General features: G+C 67.0%; 8 protein-coding genes. 5 read left to right on the top strand and 3 right to left on the bottom strand.

What is annotated here, in order from left to right; all coding sequences use genetic code 11:
- The first annotated feature begins 585 nt into the window (after window positions 1-585).
- The 4 genes from ACP2AH_RS15020 (at window position 586) to ACP2AH_RS15035 (ending at window position 10882) form a co-directional block, all read left to right on the top strand.
- On the top strand, window positions 586-720 hold the full coding sequence (locus tag ACP2AH_RS15020; protein ID WP_425107066.1) for a hypothetical protein: 135 nt from the start codon (window positions 586-588) through the stop codon (window positions 718-720).
- A gap of 9 nt (window positions 721-729) precedes the next feature.
- Window positions 730-987: a hypothetical protein gene (locus ACP2AH_RS15025; RefSeq protein WP_425106536.1), complete on the top strand. Its 258-nt coding sequence runs from the start codon at window positions 730-732 to the stop codon at window positions 985-987.
- A 107-nt stretch (window positions 988-1094) separates the two neighbouring features.
- Window positions 1095-9653, top strand: a complete 8559-nt coding sequence (locus tag ACP2AH_RS15030) for a GH36-type glycosyl hydrolase domain-containing protein (RefSeq protein ID WP_425106537.1) — start codon at window positions 1095-1097, stop codon at window positions 9651-9653.
- Window positions 9654-9850: 197 nt separating this feature from the next.
- A complete protein-coding gene (locus tag ACP2AH_RS15035) occupies window positions 9851-10882 on the top strand; it encodes a sensor histidine kinase (protein WP_425106538.1) in 1032 nt (343 codons plus the stop codon).
- Here ACP2AH_RS15035 and ACP2AH_RS15040 read toward each other — a convergent pair.
- On the bottom strand, window positions 10871-11119 hold the full coding sequence (locus ACP2AH_RS15040; protein ID WP_425106539.1) for a hypothetical protein: 249 nt from the start codon (window positions 11117-11119) through the stop codon (window positions 10871-10873). The two genes, ACP2AH_RS15035 and ACP2AH_RS15040, sit on opposite strands and share 12 nt — an antisense overlap.
- Here ACP2AH_RS15040 and ACP2AH_RS15045 point away from each other — a divergent pair.
- Window positions 11112-12314 carry a hypothetical protein gene (locus tag ACP2AH_RS15045; protein ID WP_425106540.1) on the top strand — a complete coding sequence of 401 codons (1203 nt, stop codon included), beginning with the start codon at window positions 11112-11114 and terminating at the stop codon, window positions 12312-12314. The genes ACP2AH_RS15040 and ACP2AH_RS15045 overlap by 8 nt on opposite strands.
- 373 nt (window positions 12315-12687) lie before the next feature.
- Here the strand turns inward: ACP2AH_RS15045 and ACP2AH_RS15050 are convergent, their stop codons facing one another.
- Together ACP2AH_RS15050 and ACP2AH_RS15055 are read right to left on the bottom strand one after the other, a co-directional pair.
- Window positions 12688-13107 carry a hypothetical protein gene (locus tag ACP2AH_RS15050; protein ID WP_425106541.1) on the bottom strand — a complete coding sequence of 140 codons (420 nt, stop codon included), beginning with the start codon at window positions 13105-13107 and terminating at the stop codon, window positions 12688-12690.
- Window positions 13089-15776 carry a molybdopterin-dependent oxidoreductase gene (locus tag ACP2AH_RS15055; protein WP_425106542.1) on the bottom strand — a complete coding sequence of 896 codons (2688 nt, stop codon included), beginning with the start codon at window positions 15774-15776 and terminating at the stop codon, window positions 13089-13091. The genes ACP2AH_RS15050 and ACP2AH_RS15055 overlap by 19 nt, the downstream gene beginning before the upstream one ends.
- Between the last annotated feature and the right edge of the window lie 7 nt (window positions 15777-15783).

A 15783-nucleotide genomic window follows, 5' to 3' on the forward strand; every position in this document is an offset into this window, starting at 1 on the left:
CCGCGCCCCGGGGGCCGTCCCGCCGAAACCGGACGCCGCCCTGGAAGTGGCGCCGCGCGGGCCTCTTCCGGCTCAGTTACCGTTTCAAATTCTGCTTTTTTGGGGGAGTGGTCGCGCGTTTCCGGCGCGAGATCATTTCCCTTGTAATAATATAGTCCATCATCCATAATTCCCCATGGAAATAAATAGCGAATTTTATCTGGCTTCAAAGGCCGAACTGACTATTATTTTCCCGACCTACCGCGTGGATTTCTGAGGAATACGCGGCATTTAACGTCCGATTTTTTGGCGTGTCATGCCTACCCTGGCGGTGTTTCACCGGTCTGGGCGGCTGAATCAGGTGATGTCGAAATTCGGAACGACCCCTCGTCCCTATGGCTCAGCCGATGCCCTCGGTACCGAGGCCGCGCGGGTTCCGGACATGGCGGTTCGATACGCGCGGAGCGTGCGTCGTAAACCGCAACGGCGGGCGACTGCGCACGCGACATCCCGATCGCGGCGTCGATGCAAGGGCCGGCGCCATCCCCATCCCGGCCGCAGGCGGTCCGGGTCCTGAGTTCTCAAGCAACCCTAGATGTTGAGGCAATGACCATGGCCAAAGGCCAACTGCGCGGCAACCGCGAAACCAAGAAACCGAAGAAGGTCAAACCGCCCGTGGAGGCGTCCACGGCTCTGAAAGGCTCCGTGATGGCCATCGCGCTGCCGAAGAAGAAGGGGTGACGGGTCACCATGACCACCCGGACCACAGAAATGACGGTCTCATTCCGTCACCCCTTTTCCCTCAAGGCCCTCCAGGAGGAGCAGCCTGCGGGCCGTTACCGCGTGGTGATCGATGAAGAGGACATTCCGAATATCAGTTTTCTCGCCTACCGCCGCGCCGCGACGATGCTGCACACGCCGGCCGTGGATACGCAGGGAATGAGCCATGTGTTCATGGTGAATTACGACGAGCTGATGCAGGCCCTCGCGGCGGACGAAGGCAAGTAGTTTTACATTCGGTGAGGTGGTGGAATGAGCGTTGAACGCATTGGAGGCGAGGTCGCCCTTCATCAGCCTGCGGGGGCGGCCCTGTCGCTCCAAGCTGGCCTTCGGGCATGACCGCGCGCGCCGAACGCTTTTCACATCCGCTTCATTTCCTTTCCGCTGCCATCGGCCTGAATCCGAAACGCCCGCTCTGGGCTGATCCGCGGCCGATCCGCGAGGAGTTGTTCGGCGCCGAGCGCCTGGAACAGCACGCGCGCAGCCTGGCGGCCGCTCAGCCCGTCACATCCCGACCGCCCAAGGTGCCGCCCCTGAATGGGCGGCTGAAGGAAAATGTCTCCGTTCTCCTTTCCGCCTATCGCAAAACGGCGGCGGATGCGGAAGGCGGGCGACCGATCGTGCCGGCCGCAGAATGGCTCCTGGACAATTATCATCTGGTGGAAGAGCAGGTCCGTGAAATCCGCGATGACCTGCCCATCGGCTATTACCGGCAATTGCCCAAGCTCGCGGACGGCCCCCTGGCGGGCTATCCCCGTGTGATCGGCCTCGCCTGGGCCTATGTGGCGCATACGGACAGCTATTTCGACCCTGAAATGCTGCGCCGCTTTCTCGCGGCCTACCAGCAGATTCAGCCCCTGACGATTGGCGAATTATGGGCCGTGGCCATCAGCCTGCGCATCGTTCTGGTGGAGAATTTGCGGCGCCTTGCCGACCAGATCACCGCCGGGCGCCAGTGGCGGCGCGAGGCCGACCTTCTGGCCAATCAGCTGCTTGCCGCGGGCGACGCCTCCGGGGCGCTTGACGCGGATTTCCTCACACGCTCCTCGGAGCCGTTGGACGAGGTGTTCGCCGCGCAGCTCTCCAAGCGGCTGCGGGACCAGGATCCCCGCACCACCCCCGGCCTCACCTGGCTGGAGGCCCGCCTCGCCGCACAGGGCGCCTCGATGGAGAGCGTCGTCCAGCAGGCTCAGCAACGGCTTGGTGCCTCCAATGTCAGCGTGCGCAACGTCATCACCAGCATGCGCCTGATCTCCGACATCGACTGGGCCGATCTGTTCGAAAGCATCAGCCTCGTCGACAGGCGCCTGCGGGCGGACAGTGCCTTTGCGGCGATGGATTTTCCGACACGCGACCTCTACCGGGGCGCAATCGAACAGCTTGCCCGCCATTCGCCGGTGACGGAGCTGGAAGTTGCCGGCCTGGCCTTGGCGGCCGCGGCGGCCTCGCCCGCCGCCCTGGGCGGCGTCGGTGAACCCGCCGGCGACCCCGGTCACCACCTCATCGGCCATGGCCGGGCGGCGTTCGAGGCCACGATCGGCTTTCGTCCACCGGCCAAGGTTCGGCTCACGCGCCTGAGCATCCGCCTGGGCATCATCGGCTATGTGGCGACCATCCTGGCGGTGACGCTCGGCCTCCTGGCCCTGGCGCTCTGGGCGGTTTCCGCGGCTGGCCTCTCCGGTATCTGGCTCGCCGTCTTCGGGTTTGTGGGCCTGCTTCCGGCCAGCGAGGTGGCGACGGCGCTGGTGAACCGGGGCGTGGCGTGGCTGTTCGGCTGCGCCAGCCTGCCGGGCCTCGAGCTTGCGGAGGGAGTTCCCGCCTCTCTGCGCACGCTTGTGGCGGTGCCGACCCTGCTGACCCATGCGGCGGATCTGGAAGAGCAGATCGAGCAGCTCGAAGTCCACTATCTTTCAGGCGCCGCCGGCGACCTCGTCTTTGCGCTGCTGTCGGACTTCCCGGACGCCGACGAGGAGATTCTGCCGTCCGATGCCCCGCTGCTGGAACAGGCGGCGCAGGCGATCGCGCACCTCAACCAGCGCCATGGCCCCGGCCCGGCCGGCGACCGCTTTCTCCTCCTGCACCGGCATCGCCGCTTCAATGCGGGCGAAGGCAAATGGATGGGATGGGAGCGCAAGCGCGGCAAGCTGCACGAATTGAACCGCCTGCTGCGCGGCGCGCAGGATACCTCGTTCATGGCCATCGCCGGCCGTGCCCCCTGGGTGCCGGCGGATGTGCGCTACGTGATCACGCTCGACGCCGATACACGGCTGCCACGGGATGCGGCGCTCCGGCTCATCGGCAAGATGGCGCATCCCCTCAACCGTCCGATCTTCGACCCGGCCGCGCAGCGGGTGACGGGGGGCTACGGCATTCTCCAGCCGCGCGTGACCCCCTCCTTGCCCGTTGGCCGCGAGGGGTCTTTCTACCAGCGGGTCATCTCCGGTGGCGGTGGCATGGACCCTTATGCGGCGGCCGTCTCCGACGTCTATCAGGACCTCTTCGGCGAGGGCTCCTACACCGGCAAGGGCATCTATGAGGTGGATTCCTTCGAGGCATCGCTGGCAGGACGCATTCCGGACAACACGCTGCTCAGCCACGACCTTCTCGAGGGCATGTTCGCCCGCGCCGGATTGGCCTCGGACGTGGAGGTCGTGGAAGAATTCCCGTCCCGCTACGACGTGGTTGCCCGTCGGCAGCACCGCTGGATGCGCGGCGACTGGCAGCTTCTGCCCTGGCTGATCGGCGGGCGCGCGGTGCCGAGCGTCGTGATGCCGGTCGGCCGCTGGAAGATGCTCGACAATCTGCGGCGCGCGCTGCTCGCTCCGTTTACGTTCCTTGCGCTTTGGCTGTGCTGGCTGTTTCCCCTGCCGGCCGCGCTCACCGGCACCGCGCTCCTGGTTTTCGCCCTTGCGGTGCCCGCTCTCCTGCCGGTGCTCTTCAACTTCATGCCGCGCCGCCCCGGTCTGCGCGTGCGCAGCCACTTTCTTCAGGTGCTGGACGACCTCAGGCTCGCGGCCTCGCAGACCTTTCTGTCCCTCACCTTCCTGGCGGATCAGGCCTGGTCCGCCGCAGATGCGGCCGTCCGCACCCTCGTGCGGCTGTTTGTGACGCGCCGCCATCTCCTGGAATGGACCACGGCGGCGACATCCTCGGCGGGGCCGCGCCTGACCCTTTCGGGCTTCGGCCGGCAAATGGCCGGGGGCATGGGGCTCGTGACGTTCGCGGCCGCAGGCGCGCTGCTGCTGGCGCCCGGCACGTGGCCGCTGATCCTGCCTCTCGCGCTGCTCTGGCTCGCCGCGCCGGCCGTGGCCCTGGCGGTCAGCCGCTCGCCCAGCGTGCCCGTCCGCCTAGCCATCGATCCGCCCGATGCCATCGCCTTGCGGCTGATCGCCCGGCGCACCTGGCGCTATTTCGAGACGTTCGTCACGCCCGACGACAACATGCTGCCCCCTGACAATTTCCAGGAAGTGCCACGGCCCGTTCTCGCGCACCGGACATCGCCCACCAATATGGGCCTCTATCTGCTCTCGGCAGTGGCCGCGCGGGATTTCGGCTGGGCGGGGACGATCGAGACGCTCGAACGGCTGGAAGCCACATTCGCCACTTTGAATAAGTTGCCCCGTTTCCGGGGACACTTCTTCAACTGGTACGGCACCCGAGATCTCGCGCCCCTGCCCCCCGACTATGTCTCGTCGGTGGACAGCGGCAATCTTGCGGGACATCTCATCACGCTGGCCAATGCGTGCGAGGAATGGGTCCAGGCGCCGCTCGCCCCCGACGCCTTGCAGGGCATTGCCGACACCCTTGCGCTGGCGCGTTTGGCCTGTGCCGCGCTGCCGGGCGCGGGCAGCCCCTCTGCCCGGGCCCTGGAGGAGGTGCTGGCTGAAATCGATGGGCAGTTAACGGGTACCCAGACCGTGGAGGTGATGACACCGGTGCTGAAGCGCCTGGTGGACAAGGCGTCCCGGCTGGCGCTTCAGGTCGCGCCGGCGACGGGGGAGGATCCATCGGCGGACGTGGCTTTCTGGATCGAAGCCATCGGACGGGCGGTCAACAGCCATGACCAGGATCGCCTTCGCCTGCGTACGCCGGGCGTAGGTGAAGACACTCCCGCGCGGCTCACCGCGCTCGCCGCCACCGCCCGCGCCATGGCGCTGGAGATGGACTTCGCCTTCCTGCTGGATCCCGAGCGCAAGCTGCTGTCCATCGGCTATGCGCTGACCGAGAATGGCCTCGATCCGAGTTGCTATGACCTGCTGGCCTCCGAGGCCCGGCTGGCCAGCCTGTTCGCCATCGCCAAGGGGGACGCGCCCACCCGCCACTGGTTCCGGCTCGGGCGCCTCGCCACGCCGCTGGGCAATGCGTCCGCGTTGATCTCCTGGTCGGGGTCGATGTTTGAATATCTCATGCCCTCGCTGGTAATGCGGGCACCGAGTGGCAGCCTGCTCGAACAGACGAGCCGCCTGGTGGTGGAGCGGCAGCAGGCCTATGGCCGGTCCCTTGGCGTGCCGTGGGGAATGTCCGAGTCCGCCTACAATGCGCGGGACATTGAATTTACTTATCAATATGGCAATTTCGGCGTCCCCGGGCTCGGCCTCAAGCGTGGCCTGTCCGAGAATATCGTCGTTGCGCCCTATGCGACGGGCCTGGCCAGTATGGTCTCGCCCGAGCACGCGGTCCGAAACTATGACCGTCTCGCCGAGATGGGAGCGCGCGGGCGCTATGGCTTCTATGAAGCCCTCGACTTCACGCGCAACCGCGTGCCCGACGGCGAGGATGCCGCAATCGTCCGCAGCTTCATGGCCCACCACCAGGGCATGACCATTGTTGCCGTTGCCAATACGCTGCGGGACGGCGAAATGCGGAACCGTTTTCACCGCGAGCCCATTATCCGCGCCAGCGAATTGCTGCTCCAGGAACGGTCACCGCGCGATGTCTTCATCGCCCGCCCGCGCGCGGAAGAGGTCCGTGCCGCCGCGATGGCGGCCCGGGACGACTCAACCACCGTGCGCCACCTGACATTGCCCCTGTCAGGTCCGCCGGTAACGCATCTGCTGTCGAACGGAAGCTACGCCGTCATGCTGACAGCAGCGGGCGGCGGCTACAGCCGCTGGCGCGACATTGCGGTGACACGCTGGCACGAGGACGCCACCCGCGATGACTGGGGGTCCTTCATCTTCCTGCGGGACCTGAGGCGCGGCACCTCGTGGTCCGCGGCCAGCCAGCCGCAGGGTGGCGATGACGCGCATGGAGATGTCCTGTTCGGCGAGGACCATGCCGAGTTCATCCGCCAGGATGCCGGCCTCACCACCACCATGGATGTGATCGTCTCCGGTGAGCACAATGGCGAGGTGCGGCGGGTTTGCCTGAGCAATACCGGTCGACGCGCGCGGGAGATCGAGCTGACCTCCTATGCCGAGCTGGTCCTCACGACACCCGCCATCGACACGGCCCACCCGGCCTTCGCCAAGATGTTCGTCGAGACCGAGCACCTGCCGGAATTCGGCGCCCTCGTCGCGACACGGCGACCTCGCGCGCCGGGCGAGCCGCGCATCTGGGCGGCGCACTTTATGGTGGTGGAAGGCGAGAGCGCTGGCGACCCGCAATATGAGACCGACCGCGCCCGCTTCGTTGGCCGTGGTCGCACCGTTGCGACGGCCCGCGCCATCACGGACGGCGCGCCGCTCTCCGAAACTGTCGGCACGGTGCTCGATCCCATCTTCTCGCTGCGCCAGAGCGTGCGCATCGCACCGGGCCGGAGCGCCCGCATCGCCTTCTGGACGGTGGTGGCGTCGACGCGCGAGGAACTGATGGGCCTCATCGACGCCCATCATGACCGCAATGCCTTCGACCGAGCCCGAACGCTGGCCTGGACGCAGGCGCAGGTGCAGCTGCGCCACATCGACGTGGATCTCGCCGAGGCCTCGGATTTCCAGCGGCTCGCCGCGCCGCTGCTCTGTATGGACCGCCGGTTCAGGTCCGCCTCCGACATCATCGTGCGCGGTGCCGGGCCACAATCCGGTCTGTGGCAGCATTCCATCTCCGGCGACCTGCCGATCGTGCTCATGCGCATTGATGAAATTGAGGACATCGCCCAGGTTCGGCAATTGCTGCGCGCCCGCGAATATTGGCGGATGAAGCGCCTCGCCATCGACATCGTCATCGTCAACGAGCGCGCGGCCTCCTATGTGCAGGACCTGCAGATTGCCATCGAGACGGCCGCACGGACCCAGGAGTCCCGCCCGCCATTGGGCGACGCGCAGGTCTTGGGGGCTGTGCATGTGCTGCGGGCCGATCTCATGAGCCTGGAGTCCCGCGAGCTCCTGCAATCCGCCGCGCGCGTGGTGTTGTTGGCCCGGGGTGGCCCGCTGGCCGACCAGCTTGCCCGGATCGGCCGCGCATCCGGGGCGCCGCTGCCGCTCCGGCCCGCCCGGCCGGCGCAGGCGCAGGCGCAGGCGAAAGCGAAACGCCCGCCGCTGGCGCTTGAGTATTTCAATGGGCTGGGCGGCTTCGACAAGGACGGGCGCGAATATGTCACCGTCCTTGCCAACGGCGACACAACCCCAGCGCCCTGGATCAACGTGATCGCCAATGCGGGCTTCGGCTTTCAGGTCTCAGCCGAGGGCAGCGGCTTCAGCTGGGCGGGCAACAGCCGCGAGAACCAGTTGACCCAATGGTCGAACGATCCTGTCGTGGATCCCCCCGGCGAGGCCTTCTATGTCCGCGACGAGGCCACGGGTGAGCTGTGGAGCCCTACTGCGCAACCCTTGCGTGATACAGGGACCTATGTGGCCCGGCACGGCTTCGGCTACAGCCGCTTTTCCCATGAGTCGAACGGCCTCGGCCTCGACCTGCTGCAGTTCGTGCCGCTGGACGACCCGATCAAGATATCGCGCCTGACACTCTCCAACCTCTCCGGCCGGCCGCGGCGGCTCTCCGTCACCGCCTACGCGGATTGGGTCCTCGGTACGTCGCGCGGGGCGTCCGCCCCCTTCATTCTTACCGAGATCGATCCGCACAGCGGCGCGATGCTGGCGCGCAACCGCTGGAGCACGGCCTTCGGCTCCCGTGTCGCCTTTGTCGATCTGTGCGGGCGGCAGACCGCCTGGACGGCGGACCGCACCGAGTTTCTGGGCCGCGGCGGCAGCCTCGCCGCGCCGCTCGGCCTCGCCAGCAGTCGGCCCCTCTCCGGCATCACCGGCGCGGGCCTCGATCCGTGTGCCGCCCTTCAGACGGTCGTGGAGCTCGGCATTGGCGAAAGCATCGAAGTGGTCGCGTTCCTCGGGCAGGGTGCGTCCGTTGAGCAGACCCGCGCGTTGATCACCGCCTACCGTCAGGCCGACCTCGACGCGGTGTTGGCCGCGGTGACGGCGCACTGGACGCAGGTGCTGGGAGCCGTGCAGGTGAAGACGCCGGACCGGGCCATGGACATCATGCTGAATGGCTGGCTGCTGTATCAGACACTCGCCTGCCGCATCACCGCGCGCTCCGGCTTCTATCAGGCCAGCGGCGCCTATGGCTTCCGTGACCAGTTGCAGGACGGCATGGCCCTGACGCTGGCCCTGCCTGCGGAGACACGCGCCCACATCGTGCGTGCCGCCGGCCGGCAGTTCGTCGAAGGCGACGTCCAGCACTGGTGGCTGCCGCAAACGGGGCAGGGCGTGCGCACCGCTATTTCCGACGACGTGGTGTGGCTGGCCTTCGCCACCGCGACCTATATCGAATCCACGGCGGATGCCTCGATCCTGGACGAGGTCATTCCCTTCCTTGAGGGGCCGGCCCTACAACCGGGCCAGCACGACGCCTTCTTCCAGCCCATGCCCTCCGAGGAGCGGGCAACCCTGTTCGAGCACTGCGCGCGTGCTCTCGATCGCGCGGTGGCGCGCACCGGCGCGCTTGGCATGCCGCTCATGGGAACCGGCGACTGGAACGACGGCATGAACCGTGTCGGCGAGGGTGGAAAGGGCGAGAGCGTCTGGCTCGGCTGGCTGCTCATCCGCACCATCGAGCTGTTCGCGCCCCTGGCTGAAGCGCGCGATCCCGCGCGCGCAAGCCGCTGGCGGGCCCATGCGCAATCGGTGACCAGGTCCATCGAGCGCTCGGCCTGGGACGGCGAATGGTATCGCCGCGCCACCTTCGACGACGGCACGTGGCTGGGCTCGAAACTCAACGCGGAATGCCGCATCGATTCCATCGCACAATCCTGGGCCGTCCTCTCCGGCGCGGCGGACGGGCCGCGGGCCGAGGCGGCCATGGCCTCCCTCCAGCGCCACCTGGTCCGACCGGAGGACGGGATCGCCCCCCTGTTCACGCCGCCCTTCGACCGGACGCCGCTCGATCCCGGCTATATCAAGGGCTACCCGCCGGGCCTGCGCGAGAATGGCGGGCAATACACCCACGCCGCCATGTGGGCGGTTCTGGCCTTCGCCAAGCTTGGGTCCGGCGACCGGGCGCACGCGCTGCTCTCGCTGCTCAACCCGATCAATCACGCCCGTACCCCGGAAGAGAGGGAGCGCTACAAGGTCGAGCCCTATGTGGTCGCGGCCGATGTCTATTCGGTGGCGCCCCATGTGGGCCGGGGCGGCTGGTCCTGGTACACGGGTTCGGCCGGCTGGATGCAGCGGGCCGGCCTTGAGGGCCTGCTCGGCCTGAGACGGCAGGGCGAGTGGCTTTTGCTGGAGCCTTGTCTTCCTTCCACGTGGCCGGGCTACTCGGCCACGGTGCGCCTCGACGGGACCGTGTGGCACATCGAGGTGCGCTCAGGATCGGCGGAGGCGGACGGGGCACCGGGCCTGGTGCTGGACGGCCGGCGCGGGCCGCTGCCGGAGGGGCCGGTGCGCATTGCCCTCGATGGCCGGTCGCACGAGCTACTCTTGTGGCAGGGCACGCGATAAGCTGCCCCCTGCCCCGCCCCGAAACCTGTGCGCCGACCCCAGCACTACGCGCGCACGTTGCGCCACCGCCAAAATACCGGCAAGACGTCAGCCGATGTGCTAGGGTTCCGACCAGCGCCAGCCCGAGCGGTGAACGGGGCCGGCACCGCCGAGTGATGACACGCCCCGCGCGTCTTCGGCTCATGAAAGCATAGGCTGTGACACTGGGATCGACAGCCCATTTAGAGGCCGCGAGCACAATTGCAGTCGTGGCTTCGTCGAACGAGCCGCTCTTGTTCCTGAACGCAGACCAGACGCTCATTGCCGCCAGCACATCTTTCTGCCGCGCCTTCCAGATCGATCCGGGGACGGTCCCGGGTCGCCGGCTGAGCCAGCTGGGGCACGGGGAATGGGGCCTGCCCACGCTGGCTTCGCTTCTCAAGGCCGTGGCGGCAGGGGGCTCCGGTATCGATGCTTATGAAATGGACCTTGTGCGGCCGGGTCACAGCTTACGGCGCCTGGTGATCAATGCACGCCGGCTGGAAGATGGGGACATGGATCGAACCCGTCTGCTCATGGCCGTGAGCGACGTCACCGACGCACGCGCCGAGACGCGGCAGCGCGAAGACCTCGTGCGGGAGAAAGCGATCCTGCTGCAGGAAATCCAGCATCGGGTGGCGAACAGCCTCCAGATCATTGCTAGCGTGCTCATGCAGAGCGCCCGGCAGGTTCAGTCGGAGGAAGCGCGCGGGCACCTCCAGAACGCCCATTTCCGGGTCATCTCCATCGCGGCGGTTCAGAAGCACCTCGCCGCCTCGGACACAGGGCAGGTTGAGCTTCGGAACTATTTTACCCAACTGTGCGAGAGCCTCGGCGCCTCGATGATTGCCGATCCGGATCGGTTGTCGATCATCGTGTCGGCGGATGACAGTGCCGTCGAGGCGGCCAGCTCCGTCAGCCTGGGGCTGATCGTCACGGAACTCGTCATCAATGCGCTGAAGCATGCCTTTCCCGATCAGGCAAAGGGCCGGATCGCGATCGACTACCGCTCGTCGGGCAAGAACTGGGTACTGTCGGTTTCCGATGACGGCATCGGCCTGCAGACCGGGACGGATGCTCCCAAGCCGGGGCTTGGCTCCCGGATCGTCGAGGCGCTGACCCGAAATCTGGATGCGACACTCACCGTGAGCGATGCCCATCCTGGCGCCGTGATCACGATCCGCCACGCAGACGACGCCTCAGCGACTTGAGCGGATGTCGAACCGCACGATGGCCTTGCAGCGTAGGCTCTTCGTCTTGAGCGTGGCTCGGGTTGTGCCGGCCATGATGTCCTTGAGGGCCTTGTTCATGTCCGCGTTAGTCAGGTCCTTCACACGCCGCGTGGTGTCGACGCGCGGATTGTAGGTTCCCGTCGGCGTTCTCGTTCCAGCACTATTGGGATAGCCTTCCCGCAGGATCGCCACCGCGCTGGGGACGGGAATGGTCATAAGGGCACGAGAAGAGGGCGGGCAAGGCGATTTAACGATCCTGCCTTGGCTACTTCTTTCCGATTCAGTCATCGTGGACGGAACGGCATTCGTGCCAGTTACCGGAAGAACGGTCCGGCGCTGGCTCCCCGGCGCGACCGGCGCAACCGTGGCGTTGATCCTGCGCCGCTATCGCGACGCCCGTGGGCACCGCCTGCGGGGATTTACGGTGGCCCTTCATCGGCAAGGAGATGAATGGACTTGGAAGACGCCTGAGGACCAAGGCGCTCGGGAACGAGTGAACTCTGACAGGCAAATTCTCGCCTTGGCCTGTCTCGCTGAGCAGAAGTTCTTCCAGAGCCGTGCCCACCTAAACGGTGCGATGTTCGTGAGCCCGGTGCAGAGGATGACGCCGGGCGAGGACGGCATCTGCATCGTCAGGCAGCGCCGAGATGGCCAAACGCTCGATGGCGGGTGGAGTTTTTCAGATGTGACCTTTCAGGCCCCTCTGATGATTCCGCACGATATCTACCCGGCGCCGTCCGAAGAGTTTCTAGCTGCCTTGGTAGCGGCACGGGCCGTCGGTGCGCCCGTTTTTGAAAGGATCGACGCCGCGTTACCCTTCTTCATTCTCGGCGTCTCAGAGGTGCCCGACCTCATATCCCATCCGTCTGCAATGCTCCTTGCACTCGCCTATTCGCGCCTCATAGACCCGGACGACAAGGGAGCGCACAGCCTTGCCACCAACTTCGGGCTCCTATGGTCGCAATACACCCGGACGACGCTACAGCAAGCCGGCCTCCAACCGGATGCCGGCGCTCTTCAGAAATATGCCCCGGAGCAACGCCGCAATCCTGTCCACATGAAGTGGGCGAAGGAACTTTACGAAACACGAAGCTCGTTTGTGCATCACGGGCCGGGCAACGGAGAAAGTAGAAACTGGACTCCGTGGCAGCACGTCATCGCCGCATCATTTGCCTTCCCGCTAACCGTAAAGCTCCTTCTCGCCGAGGCAGGGTTTTATCGCCTCTCGGACGACGACAAATGCTGGTGCGGGGCCTTGGATCGTCTTCTAGTGGAGGGTTTTCAGGTGACGGACAGCCGGCTCGGGCCGGATTGGCCCCGAATTCTAGCGGAGGAGGGTTTGGCATCAGAAAGACGGAAGTTGAGGGACGAAATTGTGAGCCTGATCGATACAGCCTCGAGACGAAATTAGGTTCAGTAGCGCCTCAATTAAATCTGTTGACGCTTGATCACTGTACCACCCCCTTTTTACGCAGATTTGGACGGGACCGAGCCAATTATCGCGCAGGCCTCCTCCTTGGGGTCGTTGAGCAAGCTCGCAGAGCTTACAGTCTCGTCCCGGACGACGATGTCACCACTTTCTGGCGGCGTGTATTCGAAATTGCGACGCGCGAGTTTGCCGCGCTTCAAATGGTCGCTCAGCGGCCAAAGGGCAGCGCTTCAAGTTGGTTTGTGTTCAAGGCCGGCTTGCCCAAGCCATCAGAGCTTCGTTCGGGTTTATCTTGCCGCGCGGTGTCCCGACAAGGGCGAGGGCTCCAGCCATGTCTTGGTCTCACCCGGCCGGCTCAGTACTTGCTGTAGAGAGGCGATGCCACAGCCTGCACCATCCTAGGGGCGGATGGGGCGCTCACGGCGCGGGGCGCGGAAACGCCCGAGGCCCAGCGGGCTTCGGTCGGCCCTCCGCCCATGGCGATCCCGGTGAGCAGGAGAGCGAAGCCGGCGCCAGCGCCAAGGGCGTAGGCGACATAGGCGCGCGGCGCGTAGACGAAGCGCTCGAAGGCAAGGGCCGCGGCCAGCGCGACCGTGGCATAGGCCCAGCCCGATTGGGTGCCGAGAAGCAGCAGCGAACCCATCAGCGCCGAGGTCCCCAACGTGGCCGTCACGGGAGATACCCGCTCATTCTGTCCCCCCAGCAGAACCAGAAAGCTCGGCAAGCTGAGGGTGACGGCGAGCACGAGCACCAGGGTCAGGACAAGGAAGGGCATGGCTGCTCGCTTGGTTGGATGCCTGGCTCAACCGCAAGGAACTGGCGCAACTCGGGAAGACAGGAGCCGCAATTCGTGCCGCATTTCAGGGCCGTGCCGAGCTCGGCCGTCGTGCAGGAACCCGCGCGGACCGCGTCGAGGATCGCGTCGGCACTGACGCCGAAGCACGAACAGACAATGTCCCCGGTCGCCGGCACGGGATCGCCGCCGCGCGCGGCCAGCAGGTTGCGGCGGGTGCGCGCCTCCAGCGGCGCGTCGGAGGCGAAGGTCGCGAGCAGCCAGCCCGGATCGGGCAGCGTGCCGGGCGCGCCCATCATCAGGCAATCGAGCAGCCGGCCCGTCTCATCCGTTGTCAAACAGCGGAACACGCCGCGCTTTGCATCGCTCAGTTCGGCCCGCCCGCCGCGGTCGCCGAGAAGGGCGCACACGCGATCAAGGCCGAGCCTCACCGATCCCGAACCGGCGAGCCGGTAGGCGTACCCGCCCTCGATGGGCGTGCGCGACCAATGCTCGATCGCCTCGGGCCGCAGGCGGCGGCGCGAGAGGAGCAGCCCCTCCCAGCCCAGCGCCACCGGGGCGAGCCGTACGGGCGTGTGCTTCAGCTCCGGCTGGCCGGAGATCGGGTCGCAGGCCGGATTGACCACCCGGCCGGGTGACCCGCCGGGCATGGCCTCGTCCGTCCAGTGCATCGGCATGAAAATCTGGCCGGTCGCGACGTCATCGCTGATGCTGACCCGAGCGACCGCCCTGCCCCAGGCGCTCGTGACCTCGGCCAGGGCGCCCGCCCGCAGCCCGGCCGCCGCCGCGTCCGCGGGATGAACGGCCACGAAGGCCTCGGGCGCCTGCATCCTCAGGCGCGGCACCTCGCCGGTCCGGGTCATGGTGTGCCACTGGTCGCGCAGCCGCCCGGTGTTCAGTACCAGCGGCGCCAGGCGGGAGGGGGCGTTGACCACTGCCGCCTGCCGGACGGGAACCAGACGCGCCCGGCCGTCCGGCGTGGGGAAGTGCCCCTGGGTGAACAGCCGCGCCGTGCCGTGTTTCTGCCCGGCCGGCACCGGCCATTGCACGGGATCGAGTGCCTCATAGGCGGCGTCGGCGAGAGCGGCGAGGCCGGATATGTCGAACAGGCGGCGCCCCGTGCGAAAGCCGGACAGCGCCGCATGCTCGCGGAAGATGTCCGCGGGGGTCTTATAGGGGAAGGCCTCGCCATGGCCGAGGCGGCGTGCGACTTCGGTCAGCATCCACCAGTCGGGCCGTGCCTCGCCCGGCAGCGGCATGAAAGGGCGCTGGCGGGAGATACGGCGTTCCGAATTGGTGACGGTGCCGGCCTTTTCGCCCCAGGCGGCGGCCGGCAGCAGCACGTCGGCATGGCGCGCCGTGTCGGTGTCGGCGACGCAATCGGAGACGACGAGGAAGTCACACGCCGCCAGCGCCGCCCGCACCCGCCCGCCATCGGGAAGGCTCGCTGCCGGGTTGGTTCCCATCACCCAGAGGGCGCGGATGCGGCCCTCGCCGAGCGCTGTGAACAGGTCGATCGCCTTGAGCCCGGGGCGCTCGGCGAGGCGGGGGGCCCGCCAGAAATCGCGCACGCGGGCGAGGTCGTCGGCCTCGGCGAAGCCGGCATGGGCGGCGAGCTGATTGGCGAGCCCCCCGACCTCGCGCCCACCCATCGCATTGGGCTGGCCGGTGAAGGAGAAGGGTCCCATCCCCGGCCCGCCGATCCGCCCGGTGGCAAGATGGCAGTTGATGATGGCGTTGACCTTGTCGGTGCCCTGCGAGGACTGGTTGACGCCCTGCGAGTAGACGGTGACGACGCGACGGGTCGCGGCGAAGGCGGCGTAGAAAGCATCGACCTGCGCCGGATCGAGCCCGCAGCCCCGCGCCACCGTGCCGATATCCGGCGCGTCGTCGCGGGCCGCGGCCAGTGCGGCGGCAAAACCCGTGGTCGAACGCTCGATATAGGCCGTGTCGAGCGCGCCGGTGCGGGCGAGATGGGCCAGAAGTCCATTGAACAGCAGCACATCGGTGCCGGGGCGGAGCGGCAGGAACAGATCGCAATCGGCGGCGGTGGCGCTGCGGCGCGGATCGATCGCCACCAGCCTTGTGCCGCGCCGGGTCCGTGCATCGGTGAGACGGCGGAACAGGATCGGGTGGCACCAGGCGGCATTGGAGCCGACGAGCACGACGAGGTCGGCCTCGTCCAGATCCTCGTAGCAGCCGGGAACGATGTCCTCGCCGAAGGCGCGCACATGGCCGGCGACCGAGGAGGCCATGCAGAGCCGGGAATTGGTGTCGATGTTGGCGGCGCCGATGAAGCCTTTCATCAGCTTGTTGGCGACGTAATAGTCCTCGGTCAGAAGCTGACCCGAGCCGTAGAAGGCCACCGATTCCGGGCCGTGGGTCTCAATCGCCGTGCGAAACCGCTCGGCCACCAGATCGAGCGCCTCGTCCCAGCTGGCGCGGGCGCCCTTCACCAGCGGGTGAAGCAGCCGCCGATCCAGCGCGAGCGTCTCCCCCAGCGCCGCTCCTTTGGTGCAGACCCGCCCGTGATTGGCCGGGTGGGCCGGATCGCCCCTTGTCACGGGCGACGCGCCCCCCAGCACCCCGCAGCCCGTGCCGCAATAGGGACAGGTGGTGCGAACCGGCGCGGGATGTGTGAACGCGGTCATCCGTCGC

The organism is Ancylobacter sp. (genome assembly GCF_965249975.1).
Classification (GTDB): domain Bacteria; phylum Pseudomonadota; class Alphaproteobacteria; order Rhizobiales; family Xanthobacteraceae; genus Ancylobacter.

Bases quoted from the DNA above. Each gene is read 5' to 3' on its own strand.
- ACP2AH_RS15020 (WP_425107066.1), top strand. From the start codon at position 586: ATGACCATGGCCAAAGGCCAACTGCGCGGCAACCGCGAAACCAAGAAA.
- ACP2AH_RS15055 (WP_425106542.1), bottom strand. From the start codon at position 15,776: ATGACCGCGTTCACACATCCCGCGCCGGTTCGCACCACCTGTCCCTAT.
- ACP2AH_RS15030 (WP_425106537.1), top strand. From the start codon at position 1,095: ATGACCGCGCGCGCCGAACGCTTTTCACATCCGCTTCATTTCCTTTCC.
- ACP2AH_RS15040 (WP_425106539.1), bottom strand. From the start codon at position 11,119: ATGACCATTCCCGTCCCCAGCGCGGTGGCGATCCTGCGGGAAGGCTAT.
- ACP2AH_RS15050 (WP_425106541.1), bottom strand. From the start codon at position 13,107: ATGCCCTTCCTTGTCCTGACCCTGGTGCTCGTGCTCGCCGTCACCCTC.
- ACP2AH_RS15025 (WP_425106536.1), top strand. From the start codon at position 730: ATGACCACCCGGACCACAGAAATGACGGTCTCATTCCGTCACCCCTTT.
- ACP2AH_RS15045 (WP_425106540.1), top strand. From the start codon at position 11,112: ATGGTCATAAGGGCACGAGAAGAGGGCGGGCAAGGCGATTTAACGATC.